Raw genomic sequence first — 21,995 nt, forward strand, 5'->3', positions numbered from 1 at the left:
TTGTTTCACGTGAAACATATTAAAGATTATGAAAAAAGATTATGATGTAATTATTATTGGTGGAGGGCATGCTGGAATTGAGGCCGCTGCTGCATCATGTAGAATTGGAGCTAAAACATGTCTAATAACTAAATCAAAAAATGACTTAGGACAATTATCATGCAATCCATCAATTGGTGGAGTAGCAAAGGGTATAATTGTAAGAGAAATTGATGCATTAGATGGAATAATGAGCAAAGCAATTGATAGATCAGGCATACATTTTAAAATGCTCAACAGAAGCAAAGGCCCAGCAGTATGGGGCTTAAGAGCTCAAGCAGATAGAGATCTCTTCAAGCTGAATATAGAAAAAATTATAGAAAATTATCCTAACTTAAATATATTATACAATACAGTTGATGATATTATTATAGATAATAATAAAATTATAGGTGTAATTTGCGATAAAGTAAAAATTTATTCAAATTCTGTAGTTATAACATCAGGAACATTTTTAAATGGAAAAATATATATTGGCGAACAAAATTATTCAGGGGGTCGATATGGAGAAAAATCCATTACAACATTAGCTAAAAAATTAAAAGATTATAAATTTAAGGTTGGTAGATTAAAAACAGGAACCCCTCCTAGAATAAATAAAAACTCTATTAATTGGAAGATTTTAGAAGAACAACTAGGAGATACAAATCCATATTTATTTTCAGATTTATCTCAAAATACATTACAGAAGCAAATATCTTGCTACATAACATATACTAATAAAAAAACTCATCAAATTTTACTTGATAATCTTCATAAATCAGCTATTTATTCTGGAAAAATTTCTTCAAATGGACCTAGATACTGTCCATCAATTGAAGATAAAATTATGAGATTTAAAGATAAAGAACGTCATCAGATTTTTTTGGAACCTGAAGGACTTGAAAGTGATTTAGTTTATCCAAATGGTATATCAACTTCTTTACCAAAAAATGTACAAGAAAAGTTTGTTAGATCTATCTGCGGATTAGAAAATGCTAAAATTACAAGGTGGGGATATGCTATTGAATATGATTTTATAGATCCAAGAGAATTAAAAGAAACTTTAGAAAGTAAAAAAATAAGCAATCTTTTTTTTGCAGGACAAATAAACGGCACTACAGGTTATGAAGAAGCTGCTGGACAGGGAGTTATCGCAGGAGCAAATGCAGCACTAAAATTAAATTCGAAACAATTAATTTTATCGCGTAGTGATTCTTACATAGGAGTGATGATCAATGATTTAACTAATTTTGGAACTGAAGAACCATATAGAATGATGACTTCACGCGCAGAATATAGAATAAAACTTAGAAATGATAATGCCACTGAAAGATTAACAGAAATAGGTAAAAAATATGGACTTATAAGTGCTAAAAAATTAAAAAATTATCAAGATATTTGTACAGAAAAAAACAAGACTGAAGATTTAATTAAATCTAAGCAATTTATTTGGAATTTTAAAAATACAGACGATTATATTCATCAAATAAAAAGCTATTTTTCAGAAATTGCTAAAACAGATAATAGAATTTTAATAAAAATTTATGCTGAAAATTTGTATAAAAATTATGAAAAAAGATTACTTAAGGATATTGAAATTTTAAAAAAAGATAAAGAGGTAATCATACCTAAAATACTAAATTTTGACGAAATAAAAGGCCTTTCTAACGAAATAAGAACTAAATTAAAAAACACATCGCCTCAGACAATAGCTGACGTAAAAAGAATTCAAGGAATGACGCCATCAGCATTAATTGCTATTATAATTTATCTAAAAAAGCCACAAGATGTTTGATAATAAATGTAAAATAATATCCATAATCAATCAAAAAGGCGGGGTTGGCAAAACAACAACAACAATTAATTTAGGAGCAGCACTTAGCGTATACGAAAAAAAAATTTTACTAATTGATCTTGATCCTCAAAGTAATTTAACTACAGGAATGGGTATCAATCCATCTAATAAAAATGATAGTACTGTTTATAATTTTTTAACTAGTAATATCAGCATAAATAATGTAATAAAAAATACTTTAATAGATAATCTAGATATTATATCCTCTGAACCAAATTTATCAGCATTTGATTCTGAAGCATCTACATTAAAAAATAAAGAATTTTTTCTAAAGAAAAAACTTGACTATGTAGATGACATACTAAATTATGACTATATTCTTATTGATTGCGCTCCATCATTAAGTTTATTAACTATAAATGCATTAACAGTATCTGATTCTATTTTAATTCCTCTACAATGCGAATTTTTTGCACTTGAAGGAATTGTAAATATAATTAATATATTTAATTATATTAAATCAGGCTTAAATTCAAAATTAACTATAGAAGGAATTTTATTAACTATGTATGATAGAAGAAACAAGCTTTGTAAAGAAATTGTTAAGGATGTAAGACAAAATTTTGGTGACTTAGTATATGAACAAATTATTCCTAGGAATATAAAATTATCAGAAGCAACATCTCATGGCAAACCTGTAATGCTTTATGATAGCAAGTGCTCTGGTTCAATTTCATATATATTGTTAGCTCAAGAAATATTAAATAAACAAAAATAATATGACAGAAAATGAATTTAAAGCCTTAGGCAAAGGATTATCATCATTAATACCAAACAAATTAGATTTTATAAACAATCAATCTAGTTTAACAGTTAATATACCTATAGATAAAATTATTGCAAATAACTCTCAACCAAGAAAAAGCTTTAATAATGAAGAAATAATAGAATTATCAAATTCAATAAAATTATATGGTATATTACAACCAATTTTAGTTAAAAAAAATTCAGAAGATAATTATCAAATTATTGCTGGAGAAAGAAGATGGAGAGCTGCCAAAATAGTAAACTTAAAATTTATACCTGCAATAATTAAAAATACTATAGATAAACAAAATGTAGAAATTTCATTAATAGAAAATATACAAAGAGAAAATCTAAATCCACTAGAAGAAGCCAATATTTATAAAATATTATTAGATGAAAAAGGCTATACTCAAGAAAATTTAGCTATTAAAATTGGAAAAAGTAGAAGTTATATAGCTAATTTAGTAAGGTTGCTCAATTTACCAGAAAAATTCCAAAAACTAATACATGAAAACAAATTATCAGCTAGTCATGCAAGATTATTATTAAATCATAAAAATCCTGATGATTTAATTAAAATTATTCAAAAATATAATTTAAACGTCCGAGAAACAGAAAAAATTTTAAAAAATAGAAAAAACTTTAAAATTACTAAGAAGGTTAAAGATGCAGAGCTTATCAATTTAGAAAGAAAAATTCAAAAAGCATTAAACCTTAATACAAAAATTAATATAAGTGACAAACAAAATAGTATTGTTATCAAATTTAATAATATGGATGAATTCGATTATTTAGTAACATTACTTTGCCAAAATAAATTAACAATTTGAATTAAGTTATGGAAAAAATTCCCGTTAAAAAATTTAGTGAATCTACTATAATTGATATTGCCAATCAATCAAATTCAAAATCATTATCAATTATGGATATGTTATTACAAGCAGATTTCTTCGTACAAATAATAATGTTGATATTAGTGCTAATGTCAATTTACTCTTGGTCAATAGCAATTGAAAAATTCACATTATTAAAATCTGTTATTAAAGAATTTAAAATATTTAATAAATTACTTTTAGACAGTAATTTTTCAATTAATCATATAGAAGAAAAACATTTTTCAAAAATAAAAAAGTTAAACATATTCGGAGAAATAATTATCATAATTTATAATAAAATATGTTCAGCTAAGCAAAAAAATAATGTAGTTAATAAAGATGCCCTTTTAAACGATATTGAGCTAAGAATATTTGAAATTAATAATAAAATTGAAAATAAGCTTTATGTTTTAGGAAGTATATCAAGCTCTGCACCTTTTATAGGCTTATTAGGTACAGTATGGGGTATTATGAATAGCTTTCAATCTATTGCTTTTGTCAAAAACGCAAGCATATCTGCTGTAGCACCAGGCATTGCTGAAGCATTATTAGCTACAGCAATGGGCTTAATTGTAGCAATACCTGCATTAGTATTTAATAATAAATTTTATAATAATTTAGATAAATTAAATACTGAATTTCGTCATTCATTCATAAAACTCATCAATAATATTGATATATAATAAATATGTGTATTTTATGCAAAAGTATTTTTTAAATCATATATCTCGTAAATATAAAAATAAAATAAAATCAGAAATCAATGTTACTCCATTTGTAGATGTTATGCTCGTATTACTGATAATTTTTATGTTAACTTCTCATATTATTAAAAATGGAATAGATGTAGATTTACCAAATTCTCAAGAAAGTTTTACCCCAAAATCAAATCATCTAAATATTACAATAGATAAGCACTCAAATATTTACATACAAGAAATGATGGTTAAAAAAAGTGAATTAGTCAAAAAAGTGCAATCTATAATAAATGAAGAACCTAATGTTAATGTTATGATTTATGGTGATAAAGATGTTAATTATGGAAATATACTTGGTGTTTTTAGCATCTTAAAACAAGCTTCCATTGATAATGTAACTTTAGTAACCGAAGAACACGATTAATTAATGTATAAAAATTTTTTTTTATCCTTATTTCTTCATTCAATTATTATTTTTATATTGATAAGTAACTTAAGTTTTTGGCAAAAAGATAAAAAAATAACTTATAAAAAATTTTCTGTTAAAATTAGTTCTAAAATTTCAAATAAACCCAAGAAAAATCAACAAAATAAAGCTACTAAAATTACTGAAGATATAAAAAAGAAAATCATTACAAAAGATAATGAAAAGAAAGAGGCTTCTAAACCCTCTATTCAAAATTTAACAAAACCTAAAAATGAAATAAATATAAAAGAAAATAATAATAAAGAATCTCCACCTAAAAAAGATCTGCCAATTAAAAATATTGAAAAACCTATTAAAAAACCAAAGAAAGTTAAATCAAAATCCATTAAAGATGCAAAAAAGGCAATACCTAAAAATATTAAAAAATCTACTCAAAAAAGTGGGAAAAATGATCTTTTCAAAGAAGATATTTTTTCAAAATTAACTACATCTAACAAAACCTTTGAAATAAGTGATGCTCCTGCTGATTTAAGTAAAGAAGAACAATTAATAATTAAAGAACAAATTAGTGAACATTGGATAAAAACACCTTGTACGGCAGAAATGAAAATTACCATTACTTTATGGATTGATTATAATTGTAATATTACACATAGAGAACCTATTAATATTAACTCTGGCTCCCAATATAAAGCATGCTTAGAAAGTTGTTTAAACGCAACTCATAAGAGCTCTCCATTAAATTTAGATCCTGAAAGCTGTAAAAAATATGCAAATAAAGCTATAACTATTAATTTTACACCTTAATCTTAATAATTTTCACTCTACTTTGGTTTATTTTATTATCACTATGATATAATTATTTGTTTTCATTGAAATTTTTAAGTGATACAATTGAAATGCTAATATAGCTATAGTAATAAAGTCTACTTATAATAGATGTATTGGACTCGGGGGCGGTACCCGACGTCTCCACCAAATTTAATTATAAGCTAAATGGGGACGAAATTAGCTTCGACAAGCATTCAAAGAAGTAGTTTTACTCAGGGTGATTCCTGTAAATGATCATATTATAATTGCAAACAAAAAGTTTGTACCTGCTAACAATAATAATGCTTTCGCACTAGCTGCATAGGCCTTATTTTCAATTAGCGCGGTTTGGGATTACCGGGCAACAGAAAATCCCAACAAATATATTACCTTTTAAATTATGTACAATGAAAACAATATTTTTGCTAAGATTTTAAGAAGTGAAATACCATGCAATAAAATTTATGAAGACAATTACACTTTAATCTTTCATGACATAAAACCCTCAGCACCTGTTCACTTACTTGCTATTCCAAAAGGAAAATTTAAATCTTTCAATGATTTTATTTTAAATGCACCTCAAGAACATATTACATCATATTTTAAATCAATACAAAATATAACTAATAATCAAAAAATCGTTGATTTAGGCTATAGATTAATAACAAATCATGGAAATCACGGAATGCAAACTGTAGAACATTTTCATGTACATATACTCGGTGGTAAATTATTAGGACCACTAATATCAGGTGATAAATTTCATACATAATAATGAAACTACATTATCATATAAAAAGGATTCTATATTTAATTGAAGCACTTATAGTCTATTTTTTTTATTATATTTTTAGAATATTAAAAATAGAATTAGCATCTAAAGTAGCTGGCAATTTAGTAATATTATTAAGTAAGTTTTTTAAAGAAAATAATGTGGCAAAACAAAATATTAAAATGTGCCTACCCAATACAACTTTAAATTGTAGAGAAAGAATTATAAAGAATACTTGGAAACATTTTGGATCTATAATTGGAGAATTACCACATTGGAATTTAATGAATAAGATTGAATTTTTTAGTAGAGTTACTATTACAAATAAAAAATATTTTCCTAGATCAAAAGCAATAATAGTGTCAGGGCACATAGGTAATTGGGAACTTATAGGAAGAATAGCAAAGGAATATAATACAAAGCTTAACCTTGTATATAGACCATCTAATAACCCTTACATAAATAAATTAATAAACAAAATACGTAGTGAAAATAATATAAATTTGATTCCAAAAGGCACATTTGGCGTTAAAATGATTCTAAAAGCAATTAATAATAATGAAATTGTGGGAATAATGATTGATCAAAAAATTAGTGATGGGATTAATGTTAAATTTTTTAATAAAAATGCTATGACTACTGCACTTCCGGCTAATATAGCATTAAAGTACAATATACCTATAATTGCAGCATATATAGTAAAAGTAGGAGAAGTTAAATATAAAGCTACGTTTTGTAAACCATTAGACATTAACACCTCAGACACAAAACATACTATAATGAGGAAAATTAATCAAATACTAGAAAAGTGGATTAAGCAACACCCTGAACAATGGTTTTGGTTTCACAACAGGTGGAAAAAATAAAAAATACTTGTTTTAAAAAATTTTTAGTTTACAACTTATAGTATATATAAATAATTTATTTACTAAATATGGATACTATAAATAAATTTAAATATAACGATTTAAAACGAAAGGCTCAAATTTATCATTGTAACATTTTTCTATTTATTTCAGAATTCGAAGATGAAAACATATTTAATTTTATAATAAAAGAATTTGGAGATAATTTTCTTTTAAAAAATTTTGGAGGAAATATTAATGGTAAAGATCTATATGGAAGAGCACCCATCCATTATTTAGTAAAAGCATTTAATTTAATGAAATTTTGGATATACAATTATAAACCAGATATTAATGTAAAATCAGTAGAAGGATCAAATGCTGCATTTGGAGCAGCTGAAATAGGAAATAATATAGTATTAAAATTTCTAATAAAACATAAGTGCGACCTACATTTAAAAAATAAATTAGGGCAAAATATTATAAGAAGAGTAGTTGATTTTCATTATCCATCTTTAGGCAAAAACTTATTAAATACTATAAAAATACTTCTTGATAATAACGTCAATCCCTTTGAAAAGGATATATATAATAAGTCAGCTTATGACATATCTTTAGAAGATAAAAAATTAGATATAATTGACTTATTAAATAAACAAACTAGTAATATTATAAAAATATAACGTACAATTACTATTAATATTATTGAACAATTAAATCAATTATATTATTTATAAACATAATAAAATTATTTAAAGAGCTTACTATATACGATATATCAATAATTGGAGCAGGTCCAGTAGGAGTATTTTCTATTTTTCAAGCAGGTATGCTTGGCTTGAGGACGTGTATTATAGATTCATTAAATTTTATGGGTGGCCAATGTAGTGCTTTATATCCTGAAAAACCTATATATGATATAGCTGGATTTAGTTCTATAACAGCAAAAAATTTAATAGATAATCTTTCTAAACAAGCAAATGTGTTTAATTCAAAAAAATATTTAAATCAAACATGTACTGACATTATTAATAAAGATAATTATTGGAAAATTAAAACAGAAAAAAATATTATTAAAACTAAATCAATTATTATAGCAGCCGGTGCTGGAACATTCGAAGTTAGAAAACCTCCTTTAAATAATATTGAATCTTTCGAAAACAAAAGTGTTTTTTATCATATAAGTAATACAAATATATATAAAGATAAAATTGTTACTATCGCAGGAGGTGGAGATTCAGCATTAGATTGGGCAGTAATATTAGCAAAAAATTTTGCAAAAAAGGTTTATATAATACACAGAAGAAATAATTTTAGAGCAGCTCCTAAAACAGTTGAGGAAATAAAAAATTTATCTAAAAATGGTAATCTTGAACTTGTTACACCATATCAATTACATAAAATAACAGGTAAAAATAGTGTTTTAGAAAGTATTGAAGTAATAAATTTAGATAATAATACAAAAACTATTAAATCAGATTATTTACTTCCCTTTTTTGGTATGTCTATGAATATAGGACCTCTTAATAATTGGAATTTAAACATTAAAAATAATCATATTGAAGTTAATCCTGCAACTATGGAAACAAATTTAAAAGGAATTTATGCTGTTGGTGATATTTGTAATTATCCTGGAAAATTAAAACTAATTCTTACTGGATTTGCTGAATCAGCTAGAGCTTGTCATAGCATTTATAGTTATATAAATCCAAATAAAGCTTTACATTTTGAGCATTCTACTACAAAAGGTATACCAAAAAATAAATGACTAATATAATTGATGGTAAATTGCTTGCCGAAAACATACTTAAGTTAGTTAAAAATAAAGTTAATGAAAAATTTAATCAAACTAATCTTATACCAAAAATTGCAACTGTTTTAGTTGGAGACAATCCTGCTAGCGAAATTTATGTAAAAGCCAAACTAAAAGCCGCAAAAAAAGTTGGAATAAATACAAAATTGATAAATATATATAAAGAAATAACTAATGATGAATTACATAATCTAATTATTTCCTTAAACAATGATATTAGTATTACAGGCATATTAGTACAATTACCCTTATGCAATAATTTAAATGAATATATTGTATTTAAATCTATTGATTATAAAAAAGATGTTGATGGTTTTGGAATTTTAAATACAGGATTATTAAATCATTGGAAATCAGAAATTATACCTTGTACACCTCAAGGTATATTATATATTTTAAAGAAATATATTAAAGATCTATCTGGTAAGAAAGCAGTAATAATAGGTAGATCTATAATCGTAGGACGTCCTATGTCATCTATATTAATTAAAGAAAACTGTACTGTCACAGTCACTCATTCAAAAACCAAAAACATTAAAAACGAATGTAAAAATGCAGATATACTAATATCTGCAGCTGGTGTACCCAATTTAGTAAAAGAAAGTTGGGTAAAAGATAATGCATTTGTAGTAGATGTGGGAATTAATAGAGTAAATAATAAACTTATAGGAGATGTAGATTTTGATAATGTTAAAAACAAGGCATCATTTATAACTCCAGTTCCTGGTGGAATTGGTCCACTTACTGTTGCAAATTTAATGTTAAATACATTAAGATTATTCTATATTCAAAACAATTTAGTTAGAGATGAAATATTTTTTTAATATATTCTTTAAATTTATAAAAAAATTTTTTAGATGCTTTGTGAAATCTATTAAAGATACTGTAGATCATGATGGAATAGAACATGCTGGATATTTATCTTTTTTATTAATGCTATCTATATTTCCGTTTTTGTTCTTTCTTATGGCTATAATTACCTTCATTATACCTATAAATTTATCTGAACAAATTATCAACTCTATAGCTAATAGTGCTAATATGACATTTGAAAATTTAATTTATTTTTTAAAGCCTACTATTACTGAAATAACAAAAACTCCTCCACATAGTTTATTAACACTTGCAGTTTTTAGTGCAATTTGGACTGCTTCTTCAATATTTGAGGCTATAAGAACTATTTTAAATAAATCTAATAGGATTTTTAAGCCTCCTTCTTATTTATTTAGAAGGTTTATAAGTATAGTAGAATTTATTGTAATAATATTTTTTACCATATTAATTATGTTCTTTTTTGGAATATTTCCTTCTTTAATTTCTGATATTGCTATCAGATTTAATATAACTAATTATTACTACTATATTTCTTTTGAACAAGAAACTAAATTATTAAGAGATATAATAATACTATGCTATGGATTTTTCTTATTATATTTTCTTTACTATTTTTTACCAAATAAAAAACAAAAATTCTCTAATACTTTACCTGGCATATTTTTAGTTCTAATATTTTGGAATTGGTTTACTCAGATATTCAAGTATTATATATCAACTTTTTCACAGTTAAATGTAATATATGGAAGTATAGTGGGTGTAATTATTGCTTTATTATATTTTTATTTTTGTAGTATTATATTTATATTTGGCGCAGAATTTAATTATAATTACTATAATACTAAAAAATAAAAAATTGTTAATAATAATGTTATTTTAATGTTAATAAATTACTTATAAACTTTTACTAAAGTTATTTAAATAATTTTATTAAATTGTTTATAACTCCTTAATTATCTTAATAGGTTATTTTATGCCATACTTAATAGAAATAAATGTTAGTTAGTGTTAAACTACCTAAACTAACAAACTAATATTATAAATACTAAAAAATAAATTATATTATTTATGAAAAAGATTTTTATAGAAGAAGTACATAATAAATTAAATAAATCTATACCTATATGGTTTATGAGACAAGCAGGTAGGTATTTAAAAGAATATAGGAATGTAAAAAATAAACATAATTCTTTTTTAGATATGTGTTTGAATAGTGACTCTATGAAAGAGGTTACTATACAACCTTTAAAAAGATTCAATATAGATGCGGCAATAATTTTCTCAGATATTCTTATAGTTCCTTATGCTATGGGATTAAGTTTGGAATTTATAAAAAACTCGGGACCTGTTTTTTTAGAACAAGATACTAATAAAAGAATTAACAAATTAGAGGAAATAAAAAGAGATATAAGTATATATAATAAAGTTTATGAAGGAATAAATAAAGTAAATAAAGAGATAAATAAAAATTATAAGGATAAAGCAATAATAGGATTTGCAGGATCTCCTTTTACTGTAGCTAGTTACATAATACAAGGAAAGGGATCAAAAGATTTTAATGAAGTAAAAAAATATTATTTTAATAATAAGGAAAGGTTTTTAAATATAATTAATATAATAAAGATAGAAACTATTAATTATTTAAAAGGACAGATAGATAGTGGAGTAGAAGTTATAAAGTTATTTGATTCTTGGGCAGGAATATTAGCAGAAGAAGAATTTGATGATTTAGTTATAAAACCAACAATAGATATAGTTAATGAAATAAGAAAATATAAAAGAGAAATAATAGTGAATACTTTTCCAAGAGGTGCAGGAGTTAAGTATAAGAAATTTATAGATAAGGTAAATCCTGATATAATAGCAATAGATCATACAATTCCTATGGAGTGGGCAAGAGAAGAATTACAAAAATATGCAGTAATACAAGGAAATTTAGATAATGTAATACTTTGTAGTGAAACTAATGAATTAAAAAATAAAGTGATTAAAATTTTAGATACTTTTTCTAAAGGGAGATTTATATTTAATTTAGGTCATGGCATTTTACCAGAAGCGAAAGTAGAAAAAGTAGAGGAATTAATAAATATAGTAAAGTCATATGATAGATAAAAAAGAAAACGTTATTAAAGTATTCAGACCACATAATACAGAAGCAGAACAGAATCTATTAGGGTTATTATTAAATAATAACGAAAACATGAATAAAATAGGAGATATTATTAAGAAGGAACACTTTTATTTACCATTACATTCTAAAATATATGAAGGAATAAATATATTAATGAATAAAGGACTAGTGTCAGATCCAATAACATTAAAAAATTATTTCTTAAAAGAAGAAATATTTAAAGAAGCACAAATAAATAGTTATGATTATCTATTAAAATTAGTGGAATCAGCTCAATTAAATACAGATATAAAAACATTAGCAAAAAATATATATGATACATATTTAAGGAGGAAGATAATAGATTTAGGTGAAGATTATATAATAAAAGCAAAGGAGGAAAAAGTAGATGAAGAAGCAGGAAATTTAATTGAAAATCTGGAACATGAATTGTACACTTTAGCAAGTAGTGGAAATTATGATAATAAAATTTACAGCATAAAAGAATCAGTAAAAGGTGCATTAGAAAGAATAGAAAAATCTTTGAAGAGCAATAAGGAAATAAGTGGATGTGATACAGGTTATATAGAATTAAATAAATATACAGGAGGACTTCAGAATTCAGATCTTATAATAATAGCAGGAAGACCTTCTATGGGAAAGACAGCTCTAGCTGTAAATATTACGTTAAGAGCAGCAAAAACATTCTTAAAAGAGTATAAAGAAGGTAAAAGCAAAGTTAAAAAATCTATAAGTTTTTTTTCTTTAGAAATGTCAGCTGAACAATTAGCATCTAGAATACTTGCAATGGAAACAAAAATAGATGGCTCAAAAATTAGAGTAGGAAAAGTAAATAAACAAGAATTTAAAAATCTCTCAGAACAAATTTCTAATTTGGAGGAAATACCAATAATTATAGATGATACACCAGCACTAACAATATCTGCAATTAGGACAAAGGCAAGAAGGATGAAAAGACAGCATAATATAGGAATGATAGTAATTGATTATTTGCAACTAATAAGTAGTACAAGTAGAAATAAAGAAAATAGGGTGCAAGAAATAGCAGAAATATCTCAAGGATTGAAAGCAATTGCTAAGGAATTAGATATTCCAGTTATAACTGCATCTCAGTTATCTAGAGCTGTTGAATCAAGAGAGGATAAAAGGCCGCTTTTATCTGATTTAAGAGAAAGTGGAAACATAGAACAAGACGCTGATATAGTAATGTTTATTTATAGAGAGGAATATTATTTAAGTAGAAAAATTCCTGCAACAGACGAAAAAAAATTACTAGAGTGGCAAGAAAAAATGGAAAAAGTAGAAAATATAGCGGAAATTATTATTGCAAAACAAAGAAATGGGCCTGTTGGTAATTTTAGCTTAAGGTATGATAATAAAACAACAGCATTTGATAATTTAGGGAACTAATTAAACTACTTAAATTTATCAATATTAATAAAAATTGATTCAAGGCATTTAATAGCATATTCTTCAGAATAATTTTTAACTACATGTAATCTTGCATTATTAGATAGATTTTCCCTATATTTTTCATCACATAAAAGTTTTTCTAATCCATAAGAAAACTTTAGTGCGTCACCAATATTTGTTAATAAGCCAATATTTTCATTCTCAATTATTTCATTTGGACCGCCACATTTTGTAGATATAACAGGCACTCCATAAGACATTGACTCAATTATACTTACATTAAAACTCTCTGTATTTGAAGTTACTGCAAAAATATCAATACCTGAAAAAAATTCTTTTTTATTTTTAATCCAGCCTTTTAATTTAACTTCTTTAGTTAGACCATATAGTAAAATATGAAAAAAAATATTTATTCTTTGACGTCCTCCACCTGCAATAATTAAGTTAAATTTTATACCTCTTCTTTTTAATAAATATGCAGCTTTAATCAGCATTGGAATATTTTTTTTTCTTCTAAATACGCACATTGTACCAATTAGAGGTATAATATTATTTTTCTTTTTAGTATTACTTGATATAGGAATAAAATTATATAAAAGTTCAATTCTACTTTTAGGTAAATAAACTTTTAGATAGTTGGATACAGTTTTAGATACAGCAATAATTGTATCAGCATTTTTGATATAATACATAAATTTTTTTGATATAAAACCATGTGCAATACCAATAATTTTTGAGGGAATTTGACTTATTTTACTAAAATATACATCTATACTTTTATGGCAAATTATTATATCAGGTTTATGTTTATTATATATTTTTTTATACTCTGAAATGGCAATGTTTCTAAAAAAAGGTAAGTCAATTCTAAAGTACTTTATAAATATAATTTTATTAATAAGGTGTGGAAATCCTTCAATTAGTTTTTTGTGAGTTGCAGAATTTTTTCTAACAAGCAAAGTCAAGTCACATCCCATTTTTTCAATGATATTGATATAATTTAAAAACACTTGTTTTGTACCACCAAATCCCATACCAGAGACTGACATTAAAACCTTAGTTTTGTTTTTAAATTCTGATCTATAAACTTTCACTTAATTTTTAATAATAAATATTAACATTTTTTAACTTGTTCAAAGTCACTAAAATGTATTTTTTTCTTTCCTATAATTTGGTAATCTTCATGCCCTTTACCAGCTATAAGTAAAATATCATTCTTTTTCAGATTGCCTATTGCATATTTTATGGCCTTTTCTCTACCATCAATTTCTTTTGCTTTTGGACATGCTTTTAAAATTTGCTTTCTTATCAAACTAGGATCTTCTTCTCTAGGATTATCATCTGTAATAATAACATAGTCTGCCAATTTTTTTGCAATACTTCCCATTAAAAATCTCTTACTAGTATCTCGTTGCCCACCACAACCAAATAGCACATGAAGTTTACCTGTACATATACTTCTTAAAGTTTGCAGGACTGTTTTAAGTGAATCAGGTGTATGTGCGTAATCAACGTAAATTTGAGAACCATTATAATTACTGACTAATTCTAACCTACCTCTTGCAGGTTTAATATTACTTATATTATGAATAATTTTATCAATGGGTAAATTACATGCTATAGCAAGCCCTACTGCACATAAAATATTATATAACTGGAAAGTTCCTTTAATTTTTGTCTCAAGAAAATATCTTTCTCCAAAAATTTTAACTTCCCAACGGCCATCTTTACTTGATAATATTTCTAAATCTCTAGCTTTTTTACCATACTCAATAACTTTGATATTTCTTTGCTTACAAACTTTATGAATTGTATCAAATTCATTTATATCTGCATTTAAAACAGCATATTTACCTTCTTGAAGAATTTCATTAAAAATTCTGAGTTTAGCATTAAAATATGCTTCTAAAGTAAAATGATAATCAAGATGATCTTGCGAAAAATTAGTAAAACCAACAGCTTTAAAAGCAATATTATCCAACCTATGTTGAATTATTCCATGACTAGATGCTTCTATTGCAACATGAGTAATATTATTATTGTATAGTTCTTTTAATAGCTTATGTAATTGAATATGCATTGGAGATGTAAGGCTAAGATTTTCTTTAAATTTATATTCTTTATTAGAATTAATAAGCCCTAATGTACCTATAGAAGCACTTTTAAATTTTAATAAATCACAAATCTGTTGATAGAAATTCACTACAGAAGTTTTTCCATTTGTACCAGTTACAGCTACTATATCTTCTGGTTTTTCTCTGTAAAAAATTGATAAAAGCTTACTTAAATACTTTCTGGGATTATCTACTTGCAAAATTTTTACATCATTATTATTTAATTTTTTTGTATATTTTTTATCAGTTATAACAAATTTTGCTCCATTCTTAATGGCATCATTAATAAATTTTGCTCCATGGGTTTTTTCACCATTTAAAGCAAAAAATACATAATCCTTTTTTATATTAATAGAGTTATCTTCAATACCTTTAATTGATTTTGCAATTTCCTGAAAATTCATCAATTAATTAAAAACCTCATCTTCTATCTTATCACTAGTGTCTTCAGTATGTGTTTTTTTATCGTCAGTTAAAACCTTTTGAGGTTGTGCATTATTATTACTAGCCTGAGCATCAACATTTTTTTGTTCACCTTTATCTTTATTACTTGCAAAACCAGCTCTTAACTTTTCCATATCAAATGGCTCCTGTTGAGGTATTGGTATTGGAGGTAATAGTCTTTTTTTAAAAAAGCTATCCTGGTAATATTTAATCTTATTAGATTTTATTGGTGGACTAGACTCAATCAATAAGATTTGCTCATCACGCGGTAAATTAATAACTTCTTGCGGAAGCAATAAGGCTCTTTGAGTATTAGAAACACTAAGAGATCTTGAAGCAGGATTAAAATCTAAGAATTTAGGCTTATTCTGAGATACTTGTTCAACTGTTTTATTACCACATAATTGAGATATCAAATTGGCAGTTTCATAGTTATTTGCAGCAAAAGTAATCCTATAAGTTGAATTTGATAAAAATGAATTCATACCATGCTCTTCATATATCCCCTTAAGCTGCTGAGTATCTTGAATAATTAAGAACAATCTTACATGATAACCACGAAAATAAGCAATACCTGTCATAAATTGCTCCATTTTACCAAGTGTAGGGAACTCATCCATCATAAACATAACACCATATGGCTCATCATCACTAGGTAACTTTCTTGATAAGAACTCAGTTGCTTGCTGATAAAATACTTGCATGAGTGGCTGTAGTCTTTTTAAGTTATCTGGAGTTAATCCAACATAAACCGTTGTAAGCTTTTTCTTAAATTCTAATACGTTAAAGTCACTAGAAGCTGTTGCAGTATCAATCAATGGGTTTGACCAAAGCTCTAAATTAGAGTTCATAGTTGAAATTACACCAGATCTCTCTTTATCAGCTTTTTGAAGAAATGCAGCAATATTCATATATGCAACTGGATGTATTTCATTTCCCATAGTGTCAAGAACCACAGCTAAATTATATACTACATCATCACTTCTCATGGTTCTCACAACTTCCCCAAATGATTTGATCTTATTTTTATCAGCTATTAAATATAAAACTACACCAACAAATAATGAACGAGCCTCATTATTCCAAAATTCTTTCTCTGGCATTATAAGGCTAGCAATTTTTTGGACATCATCTACCATTTGCCCTGGCTTACTACTAACCCAATCAATAGGATTATAACAGTGAGTATTACCATCAGGATCAGCAGGACTCCACACAAAAACTTCTTGTCCCTTTTTTGACCTCCAACCAGATGTTAGCTCATAGTTTTCCAATTTTATATCATGAACAACAACAGAATTTTCCCAATAAAGCAAATTAGGTATTACAAAACCTACACCTTTACCAGAACCTGTTGGAGCAAAAAGCAATGTATGTTGATAGCCATCTGCAACTAAATAACCTTTTTTATCTTCTCCAAGCAGCATTCCTTTTTTAACTCTAAGATTAGCCTTTTTTATATCTTCTTCTGTAGCCCACCTTGCATCACCATGTACAGATTCCTTTTTCCTGTATGGTCTTAATTCATAAATTGCTGATTTATACTTCCATGTTAAAAAACCTATTATGAACATTGGAATTAATATTGAACCAGTAATTTTAGCAATAAGGTAATCATCATATTCTAAGTTAATAGCCTGGAAATTGTTGATCCAAAATATTATTAAACCATATAATGCATTGAAAGGTTGAGTTGACAAAGCAAAGTCTAGACTTAATTGTTTATATACTGCATAAGTTACAATAAGAGATGAAAAATATAAGCTAAGAATAAATAAAAATAAGCCCAGTAAAGTTGCTAAAACGAAGTTTCTGAAAGCATTGCTAAAATCATTCATTGTAAGTATTCACTTTCAAATATATTATTTAATAAAAGCATATAACAAATTTATTTGAATACCAAGTTCTTATAAAATTTTCATTGCTAAAAATAAAATTTTAGTTCCAATTTTGAAATAATAATTAATAATAAAGTATAATCTATTTTTTAATATGGTCAAAATAAAACAAAAACTACTTATCTTAGTTATTATCTTACTTATATTAGCTAATAATAATTTATCCTATGCAGATGAATCATTAAATGTTACCAATTCACAGAAAAATTTTAAATACAAAATTTTAAGTATTGATAGTGGAGGGATTAATGGAGTTGTATCTCTAGAAATATTATGTGCATTAGAAAAACAATTGAGCAAACCAATTAGCGAAGTTTTTGATTATTTTGTTGGAAGTTCTGCAGGAGGCATAATAGCTTCATTATTGAATTTAAAAGATGATAATGGTAATCCAATTTATAACGTGACAGAAGTTGCAAAAATTTATAAAAAATATATGAATATAATTTTTGATAGAGATTGGTATTCATTTGGAATTTTTTCTCCAATTTATGATAGAAAAATTATGGATAAAATATTTTTAGATGAATTTAAAAATAATACTTTAACTAATACTTTAAAGCCAATAACACTTCTTTCATTCAGCTTAAATACTGGCAAACCAAATATTTGGTCTACCTTTAAAGCACAAAAAGATCCAAATTTAGATTACTATTTAAGAGATGCAGTTGGTGCTACAGCCTCTGCTCCAATATTTTTTGCTCCAAAGATTACTGTTAAAAAAGATGGTTCTATAATGCATGATATAGATGGAGGAATTTTTGATGCAAACCCTTTAATGACAGGTATAGCAGAACTTATAGAAATAAAGCCACATTTAAAAAAAGACGATATTTTAATTATAAGTATAGGGCCAGGGCGTATGAATTTAGATGATTCAGAAAAAATAAACAATATGTTAAATTATGGTTTTACTGGATGGGTTGTATCAAAGCCAAATATTGTAGACTTAATCATACATGCAGATGCAATTTCAGATGCTATACAAGGGCAAAAACTATTTCCTAACTATTTTAGATTAGACCCACTTATACCAAAAAACTTAAGCTCTGTAGATGATACAAATCCAAACACAATTAATAAGTTATCTATTATTGCTAAAAAATATACACATAACAGTAGTGATTTTAAAAAAGCAATAGAAGCGTTGAAACACTAAAATCCTATGATGGTATTAGTGATATTACTCGTTAAAATCCTGTGATATTGGAACTGTTCCAAATGCGATCTTAGTTCCAGTATGATATTTTTTACTATCAATAGGCAACACGCCTATACATACTGTATCTTTACCATATTTTGCGTTTAGCTTATCTATAATTTTAGAAATTCTTTCTCTTTTTTTCTTTTTATAAATATGACAATCATTATTTTCATCAAATAAGCATCCTTGTCTTGATTTATAATTTTTTATATCAATATTAGTTAATGTTATTGATACCTTCTTTATTACATTAATTTTGTTTTGATTTACTAATTCATTCCAATTACCAAGCATTTTATTTGATAGAGATATGCTATCAGATAAATTTGTAAATTTAATTCTACTTTTATAACGTTTGTTATCTGTTGTATTTATACTTATGATTATTGCTTTACAAGAGTAGTTTAACCTTCTTAATCTACTTGCTGCTTTTAGCAATAACCTATGAGCTATTATTCTTGCAGAATTAGCATTTCTCAAATTTGGATGAAGAACTTGGCTATTACTAATAGATTTGCTTTTTGTCTCAATATCAGGTAATTCTATTCCTCTTAGCATATACCAATACCTCTCGCCTAAAATGCTACCGAAAGCTCTTCTAAGGGATGATGAATCAAGCTTATATAGATCTTCTACTGTAGAAATACCATTATACAATAATTTTGCATGTATATTTTTTCCTATTCCTGGTAAATCTCTTAGAGATAAGGAGCATAAGGTTTGTAGTATATCAGCACTTTTGAGTACTATCAAACCATCTGGTTTTTGTATATCAGTTGCTATTTTTGCAATGAATCTATTTGGAGCAATTCCAATTGAACATTTTATGTATTCACCTACATTTTTAATAATCCCATGCTTAATATTTTTTGCAAGTTTAACTGCTTCTTGTTCACCCTTATATTTTCCAGTAATTTTGCAAGCACACTCATCTATAGATAACACATAATCTATATGAATATGCTTATCTATTTCTTGTAATATTTTATTGTGGTATTCCATATATAGTTGGTGTTTAGCAGGAATGCATATTAAATTTGGAATTAGTTTTTTTGCCTTTCTAATAATAGTTCCTGTTGTAACTCCCTTTAATTTAGCTTCATAGCTAGCTGCTATAGCACATGTTGTATCAGTATCACATGGCACTACCGCAACTGGTTTATTTCTGTAAGATGGGTTGATTTGCTGCTCTATAGTGGCAAAATAACTATTTAAATCTAGATATAACCAATTTAATGAACTTTGTTGCATAAATACTATAGCTAGCTGTTTTCGTATTTTTTAGGCAATACTAATTGTTTTAGGCATTCCTAAATCTTAAAATCAATAATGATAATTTTGCTTCGTTTTTTTGACTTAAAAAATGTTGTGCTTTAAATTTTAATACAATACCAAATTATTTTTCCGTTGTATACTTTATAGTTATCGTTGTTAGCAAGCAGTCTTTTTTTAATCATATGCCTCTATTCCTGTAATGGTCTTGGCAGTACTTATGAAGGATTTGAAGACAAGTATAGGTCTGTTTGTTTCTTTATAAATTTGTGATTGCCTTATATCATGCTGTTGAGATATTTGTTTTGACTTTGTTGTACAAATTATATGACAGACTCCAAGTCAAATATCTTTTATTAATTTTTAACCTCTTTTGCTGTTTGCAATAGACCATAATATAATATATTTTAAACTCTCTCATATATATCTTCATACCTATGTATATCACTTTCTATCAATTTTTCACCAATTTGAATTTCTATAATTTCTAAAATTTCATCATGACAATTTTCTAATCTATGCTTAGCTTTAACAGGTATAAAAGTAGATTGATGCTTAGTTAATTGAAAAACTTTTTCATCTATTGTAACAGTTGCGATACCTTTTATAACAGTCCACTGTTCGGATCTAAAGTCATGACTTTGCAAAGATAATTTGCCCCCCTGATTTACAATTATTTTTTTGATTTTATATCCCCTTGAAATAACTAGGTTTTCGTAATACCCCCATGGCCTATATTCTATATTCCCATCTATTAAATCACTATTTTCTTGATTTTCTAAAAGAGAATATACATTTCGAATTTTAGCAAAATCATTTTTATGAAAAGCAAGAACTGCATCTTTTATTGAAATAATCTTTACATCTTTTAGGCCTATTACCGCGGTAAATAATTTTTCTGAATTTATGTAGCAATTTTTGCTATCAATAAATATTCCATTACCTTTTACACTATTGTTATTAGCATCTTTATGAATTAAGTTATCAAATGAGTAAAATGATCCAATATCTGCCCAATCAAATGTTGCTTGAAAAGCTGCTAATTTTTCACTCTTTTCTAATAATGCGTAGTCAATAGAAATGCTTTTACAATTACTATAATTACTTTTTTCAAGTTCTATTACATTCTGGTTTACTTTGGCATTATCAAGAGATTCTTTGACATATTTTAACAAATCTATTTCATACAAATTTATCTCATCAATTAAAGTTTTAGGAGAAGTTAATAAAATTCCTGTATTCAAAAGATATTCTTCTGAAGTAATTGCTTCTGAAGCAATATTTTCTGGTTTTTCAACAAATTTTGATACTTTCATTAAGTTGGAATTTTCTATTACCTGGCCTTTTTGTAAATAGCCAAACGATGGATTGCACTTGTTAAACTTAATACCAAATGTAACTATAAAATCATTCCCTTTCTCAACAGCAGCAACTACATTATTTATAAAACGATCTTCATTTTTTATCATATGATCTATAGGCAATATAAGGATTTTACTATTTTCTTCTTTCAAAAATAAACTTGCTGCAATAATTGGAGCAGCTGTATTCTTAGAAGTTGGCTCTAAAATAATATGATATTTATTTATATTTATTTTTTTTAAGGAATCTTCTATTTGCCATCTATGACTTTGTCCACAAATGATAATAGGGTCATTAAATATATTATTATCACTGACTCTTTTTACTGTATTTTGAAAAAAATTTATTCCATCTTTTATTTCAAGGAATTGTTTTGGATGATTCTTTCTAGAGAGAGGCCATAACCTCGATCCATTGCCTCCTGCTAATATTATAGGAGTAATTTTCATTTAAAGCTCAA

20 protein-coding genes and 1 other RNA gene are annotated in these 21,995 nt (G+C 26.0%); 16 read left to right on the top strand and 5 right to left on the bottom strand.

Annotated features, from left to right (window positions below):
- The first annotated feature begins 28 nt into the window (after positions 1 to 28).
- The 15 genes from mnmG (at position 29) to h2es_RS03175 (ending at position 13,238) form a co-directional block, all read left to right on the top strand.
- Positions 29 to 1,816 carry a tRNA uridine-5-carboxymethylaminomethyl(34) synthesis enzyme MnmG gene (gene mnmG, locus h2es_RS03105; protein ID WP_154511328.1) on the top strand — a complete coding sequence of 596 codons (1,788 nt, stop codon included), beginning with the start codon at positions 29 to 31 and terminating at the stop codon, positions 1,814 to 1,816.
- Positions 1,809 to 2,594, top strand: coding sequence for a ParA family protein (locus h2es_RS03110; protein WP_126044168.1), 786 nt, complete (start codon positions 1,809 to 1,811; stop codon positions 2,592 to 2,594). The genes mnmG and h2es_RS03110 overlap by 8 nt, the downstream gene beginning before the upstream one ends.
- Before the next feature lies 1 nt (position 2,595).
- On the top strand, positions 2,596 to 3,453 hold the full coding sequence (locus h2es_RS03115) for a ParB/RepB/Spo0J family partition protein (protein WP_154511330.1): 858 nt from the start codon (positions 2,596 to 2,598) through the stop codon (positions 3,451 to 3,453).
- Positions 3,454 to 3,461: 8 nt separating this feature from the next.
- Complete coding sequence (locus h2es_RS03120; RefSeq protein WP_126044166.1) at positions 3,462 to 4,181, top strand: MotA/TolQ/ExbB proton channel family protein; 720 nt, start codon at positions 3,462 to 3,464, stop codon at positions 4,179 to 4,181.
- Positions 4,182 to 4,197: 16 nt separating this feature from the next.
- Entirely contained in the window at positions 4,198 to 4,620 is a 423-nt protein-coding gene (locus h2es_RS03125; protein WP_126044165.1) for a biopolymer transporter ExbD, read from the top strand.
- Between the two features lie 3 nt (positions 4,621 to 4,623).
- On the top strand, positions 4,624 to 5,430 hold the full coding sequence (locus h2es_RS03130) for a hypothetical protein (RefSeq protein ID WP_154511332.1): 807 nt from the start codon (positions 4,624 to 4,626) through the stop codon (positions 5,428 to 5,430).
- 55 nt (positions 5,431 to 5,485) lie between these two features.
- Positions 5,486 to 5,813: a transfer-messenger RNA gene (ssrA, locus tag h2es_RS03135) on the top strand.
- A gap of 20 nt (positions 5,814 to 5,833) precedes the next feature.
- On the top strand, positions 5,834 to 6,205 hold the full coding sequence (locus tag h2es_RS03140; protein ID WP_154511334.1) for an HIT domain-containing protein: 372 nt from the start codon (positions 5,834 to 5,836) through the stop codon (positions 6,203 to 6,205).
- A gap of 2 nt (positions 6,206 to 6,207) precedes the next feature.
- Positions 6,208 to 7,071 (top strand): lysophospholipid acyltransferase family protein, encoded by an 864-nt coding sequence (locus tag h2es_RS03145; RefSeq protein ID WP_154511336.1) that lies wholly within the window; start codon positions 6,208 to 6,210, stop codon positions 7,069 to 7,071.
- Between the two features lie 68 nt (positions 7,072 to 7,139).
- Entirely contained in the window at positions 7,140 to 7,733 is a 594-nt protein-coding gene (locus h2es_RS03150; RefSeq protein ID WP_154511339.1) for an ankyrin repeat domain-containing protein, read from the top strand.
- 83 nt (positions 7,734 to 7,816) lie between these two features.
- Positions 7,817 to 8,818 carry an NAD(P)/FAD-dependent oxidoreductase gene (locus h2es_RS03155; RefSeq protein WP_326845002.1) on the top strand — a complete coding sequence of 334 codons (1,002 nt, stop codon included), beginning with the start codon at positions 7,817 to 7,819 and terminating at the stop codon, positions 8,816 to 8,818.
- A complete protein-coding gene (locus tag h2es_RS03160; RefSeq protein WP_154511341.1) occupies positions 8,815 to 9,687 on the top strand; it encodes a bifunctional 5,10-methylenetetrahydrofolate dehydrogenase/5,10-methenyltetrahydrofolate cyclohydrolase in 873 nt (290 codons plus the stop codon). Before h2es_RS03155 ends, h2es_RS03160 begins: the two co-directional genes overlap by 4 nt.
- 40 nt (positions 9,688 to 9,727) lie before the next feature.
- Positions 9,728 to 10,549, top strand: coding sequence for a YihY/virulence factor BrkB family protein (locus h2es_RS03165; RefSeq protein WP_195909966.1), 822 nt, complete (start codon positions 9,728 to 9,730; stop codon positions 10,547 to 10,549).
- A gap of 216 nt (positions 10,550 to 10,765) precedes the next feature.
- Positions 10,766 to 11,809, top strand: coding sequence for a uroporphyrinogen decarboxylase (gene hemE, locus h2es_RS03170; RefSeq protein WP_154511345.1), 1,044 nt, complete (start codon positions 10,766 to 10,768; stop codon positions 11,807 to 11,809).
- On the top strand, positions 11,799 to 13,238 hold the full coding sequence (locus tag h2es_RS03175; RefSeq protein ID WP_154511347.1) for a replicative DNA helicase: 1,440 nt from the start codon (positions 11,799 to 11,801) through the stop codon (positions 13,236 to 13,238). Before hemE ends, h2es_RS03175 begins: the two co-directional genes overlap by 11 nt.
- A 5-nt stretch (positions 13,239 to 13,243) precedes the next feature.
- On the opposite strand, the gene h2es_RS03180 is transcribed toward h2es_RS03175, so the two are convergent.
- From h2es_RS03180 to h2es_RS03190, 3 genes are all read right to left on the bottom strand, one after another.
- Positions 13,244 to 14,290 (bottom strand): glycosyltransferase, encoded by a 1,047-nt coding sequence (locus h2es_RS03180; RefSeq protein WP_154511349.1) that lies wholly within the window; start codon positions 14,288 to 14,290, stop codon positions 13,244 to 13,246.
- A 65-nt stretch (positions 14,291 to 14,355) separates the two neighbouring features.
- The gene (locus tag h2es_RS03185) at positions 14,356 to 15,759 is read right to left on the bottom strand and encodes a UDP-N-acetylmuramoyl-L-alanyl-D-glutamate--2,6-diaminopimelate ligase (protein ID WP_154511351.1); all 1,404 of its coding nucleotides are present in this window, start codon (positions 15,757 to 15,759) and stop codon (positions 14,356 to 14,358) included.
- 3 nt (positions 15,760 to 15,762) lie between these two features.
- A complete protein-coding gene (locus h2es_RS03190) occupies positions 15,763 to 17,637 on the bottom strand; it encodes a type IV secretory system conjugative DNA transfer family protein (protein WP_154511353.1) in 1,875 nt (624 codons plus the stop codon).
- Between the two features lie 154 nt (positions 17,638 to 17,791).
- On the opposite strand from h2es_RS03190, the gene h2es_RS03195 reads away from it, so the two are divergent.
- The gene (locus h2es_RS03195; RefSeq protein WP_154511355.1) at positions 17,792 to 18,856 is read left to right on the top strand and encodes a patatin-like phospholipase family protein; all 1,065 of its coding nucleotides are present in this window, start codon (positions 17,792 to 17,794) and stop codon (positions 18,854 to 18,856) included.
- A gap of 24 nt (positions 18,857 to 18,880) precedes the next feature.
- On the opposite strand, the gene h2es_RS03200 is transcribed toward h2es_RS03195, so the two are convergent.
- Together h2es_RS03200 and h2es_RS03205 are read right to left on the bottom strand one after the other, a co-directional pair.
- A complete protein-coding gene (locus h2es_RS03200; protein WP_154511357.1) occupies positions 18,881 to 20,152 on the bottom strand; it encodes a DNA polymerase Y family protein in 1,272 nt (423 codons plus the stop codon).
- Between the two features lie 428 nt (positions 20,153 to 20,580).
- Entirely contained in the window at positions 20,581 to 21,984 is a 1,404-nt protein-coding gene (locus tag h2es_RS03205; RefSeq protein WP_154511359.1) for a mannose-1-phosphate guanylyltransferase/mannose-6-phosphate isomerase, read from the bottom strand.
- Positions 21,985 to 21,995: the final 11 nt, after the last annotated feature.

Origin of the sequence: Rickettsiales endosymbiont of Trichoplax sp. H2 (assembly GCF_009690945.1) — a bacterium.
In the GTDB taxonomy this organism is placed as follows: domain Bacteria; phylum Pseudomonadota; class Alphaproteobacteria; order Rickettsiales; family Midichloriaceae; genus Aquirickettsia; species Aquirickettsia rohweri.

Coding starts and splice junctions, on each gene's coding strand:
- h2es_RS03200 (WP_154511357.1), bottom strand. CDS start 20,152: ATGCAACAAAGTTCATTAAATTGGTTATATCTAGATTTAAATAGTTAT.
- h2es_RS03185 (WP_154511351.1), bottom strand. CDS start 15,759: ATGAATTTTCAGGAAATTGCAAAATCAATTAAAGGTATTGAAGATAAC.
- h2es_RS03120 (WP_126044166.1), top strand. CDS start 3,462: ATGGAAAAAATTCCCGTTAAAAAATTTAGTGAATCTACTATAATTGAT.
- h2es_RS03205 (WP_154511359.1), bottom strand. CDS start 21,984: ATGAAAATTACTCCTATAATATTAGCAGGAGGCAATGGATCGAGGTTA.
- h2es_RS03160 (WP_154511341.1), top strand. CDS start 8,815: ATGACTAATATAATTGATGGTAAATTGCTTGCCGAAAACATACTTAAG.
- h2es_RS03175 (WP_154511347.1), top strand. CDS start 11,799: ATGATAGATAAAAAAGAAAACGTTATTAAAGTATTCAGACCACATAAT.
- h2es_RS03145 (WP_154511336.1), top strand. CDS start 6,208: ATGAAACTACATTATCATATAAAAAGGATTCTATATTTAATTGAAGCA.
- h2es_RS03125 (WP_126044165.1), top strand. CDS start 4,198: ATGCAAAAGTATTTTTTAAATCATATATCTCGTAAATATAAAAATAAA.
- h2es_RS03190 (WP_154511353.1), bottom strand. CDS start 17,637: ATGAATGATTTTAGCAATGCTTTCAGAAACTTCGTTTTAGCAACTTTA.
- h2es_RS03195 (WP_154511355.1), top strand. CDS start 17,792: ATGGTCAAAATAAAACAAAAACTACTTATCTTAGTTATTATCTTACTT.
- hemE (WP_154511345.1), top strand. CDS start 10,766: ATGAAAAAGATTTTTATAGAAGAAGTACATAATAAATTAAATAAATCT.
- mnmG (WP_154511328.1), top strand. CDS start 29: ATGAAAAAAGATTATGATGTAATTATTATTGGTGGAGGGCATGCTGGA.
- h2es_RS03140 (WP_154511334.1), top strand. CDS start 5,834: ATGTACAATGAAAACAATATTTTTGCTAAGATTTTAAGAAGTGAAATA.
- h2es_RS03115 (WP_154511330.1), top strand. CDS start 2,596: ATGACAGAAAATGAATTTAAAGCCTTAGGCAAAGGATTATCATCATTA.
- h2es_RS03130 (WP_154511332.1), top strand. CDS start 4,624: ATGTATAAAAATTTTTTTTTATCCTTATTTCTTCATTCAATTATTATT.
- h2es_RS03110 (WP_126044168.1), top strand. CDS start 1,809: ATGTTTGATAATAAATGTAAAATAATATCCATAATCAATCAAAAAGGC.
- h2es_RS03180 (WP_154511349.1), bottom strand. CDS start 14,290: ATGTCAGTCTCTGGTATGGGATTTGGTGGTACAAAACAAGTGTTTTTA.
- h2es_RS03150 (WP_154511339.1), top strand. CDS start 7,140: ATGGATACTATAAATAAATTTAAATATAACGATTTAAAACGAAAGGCT.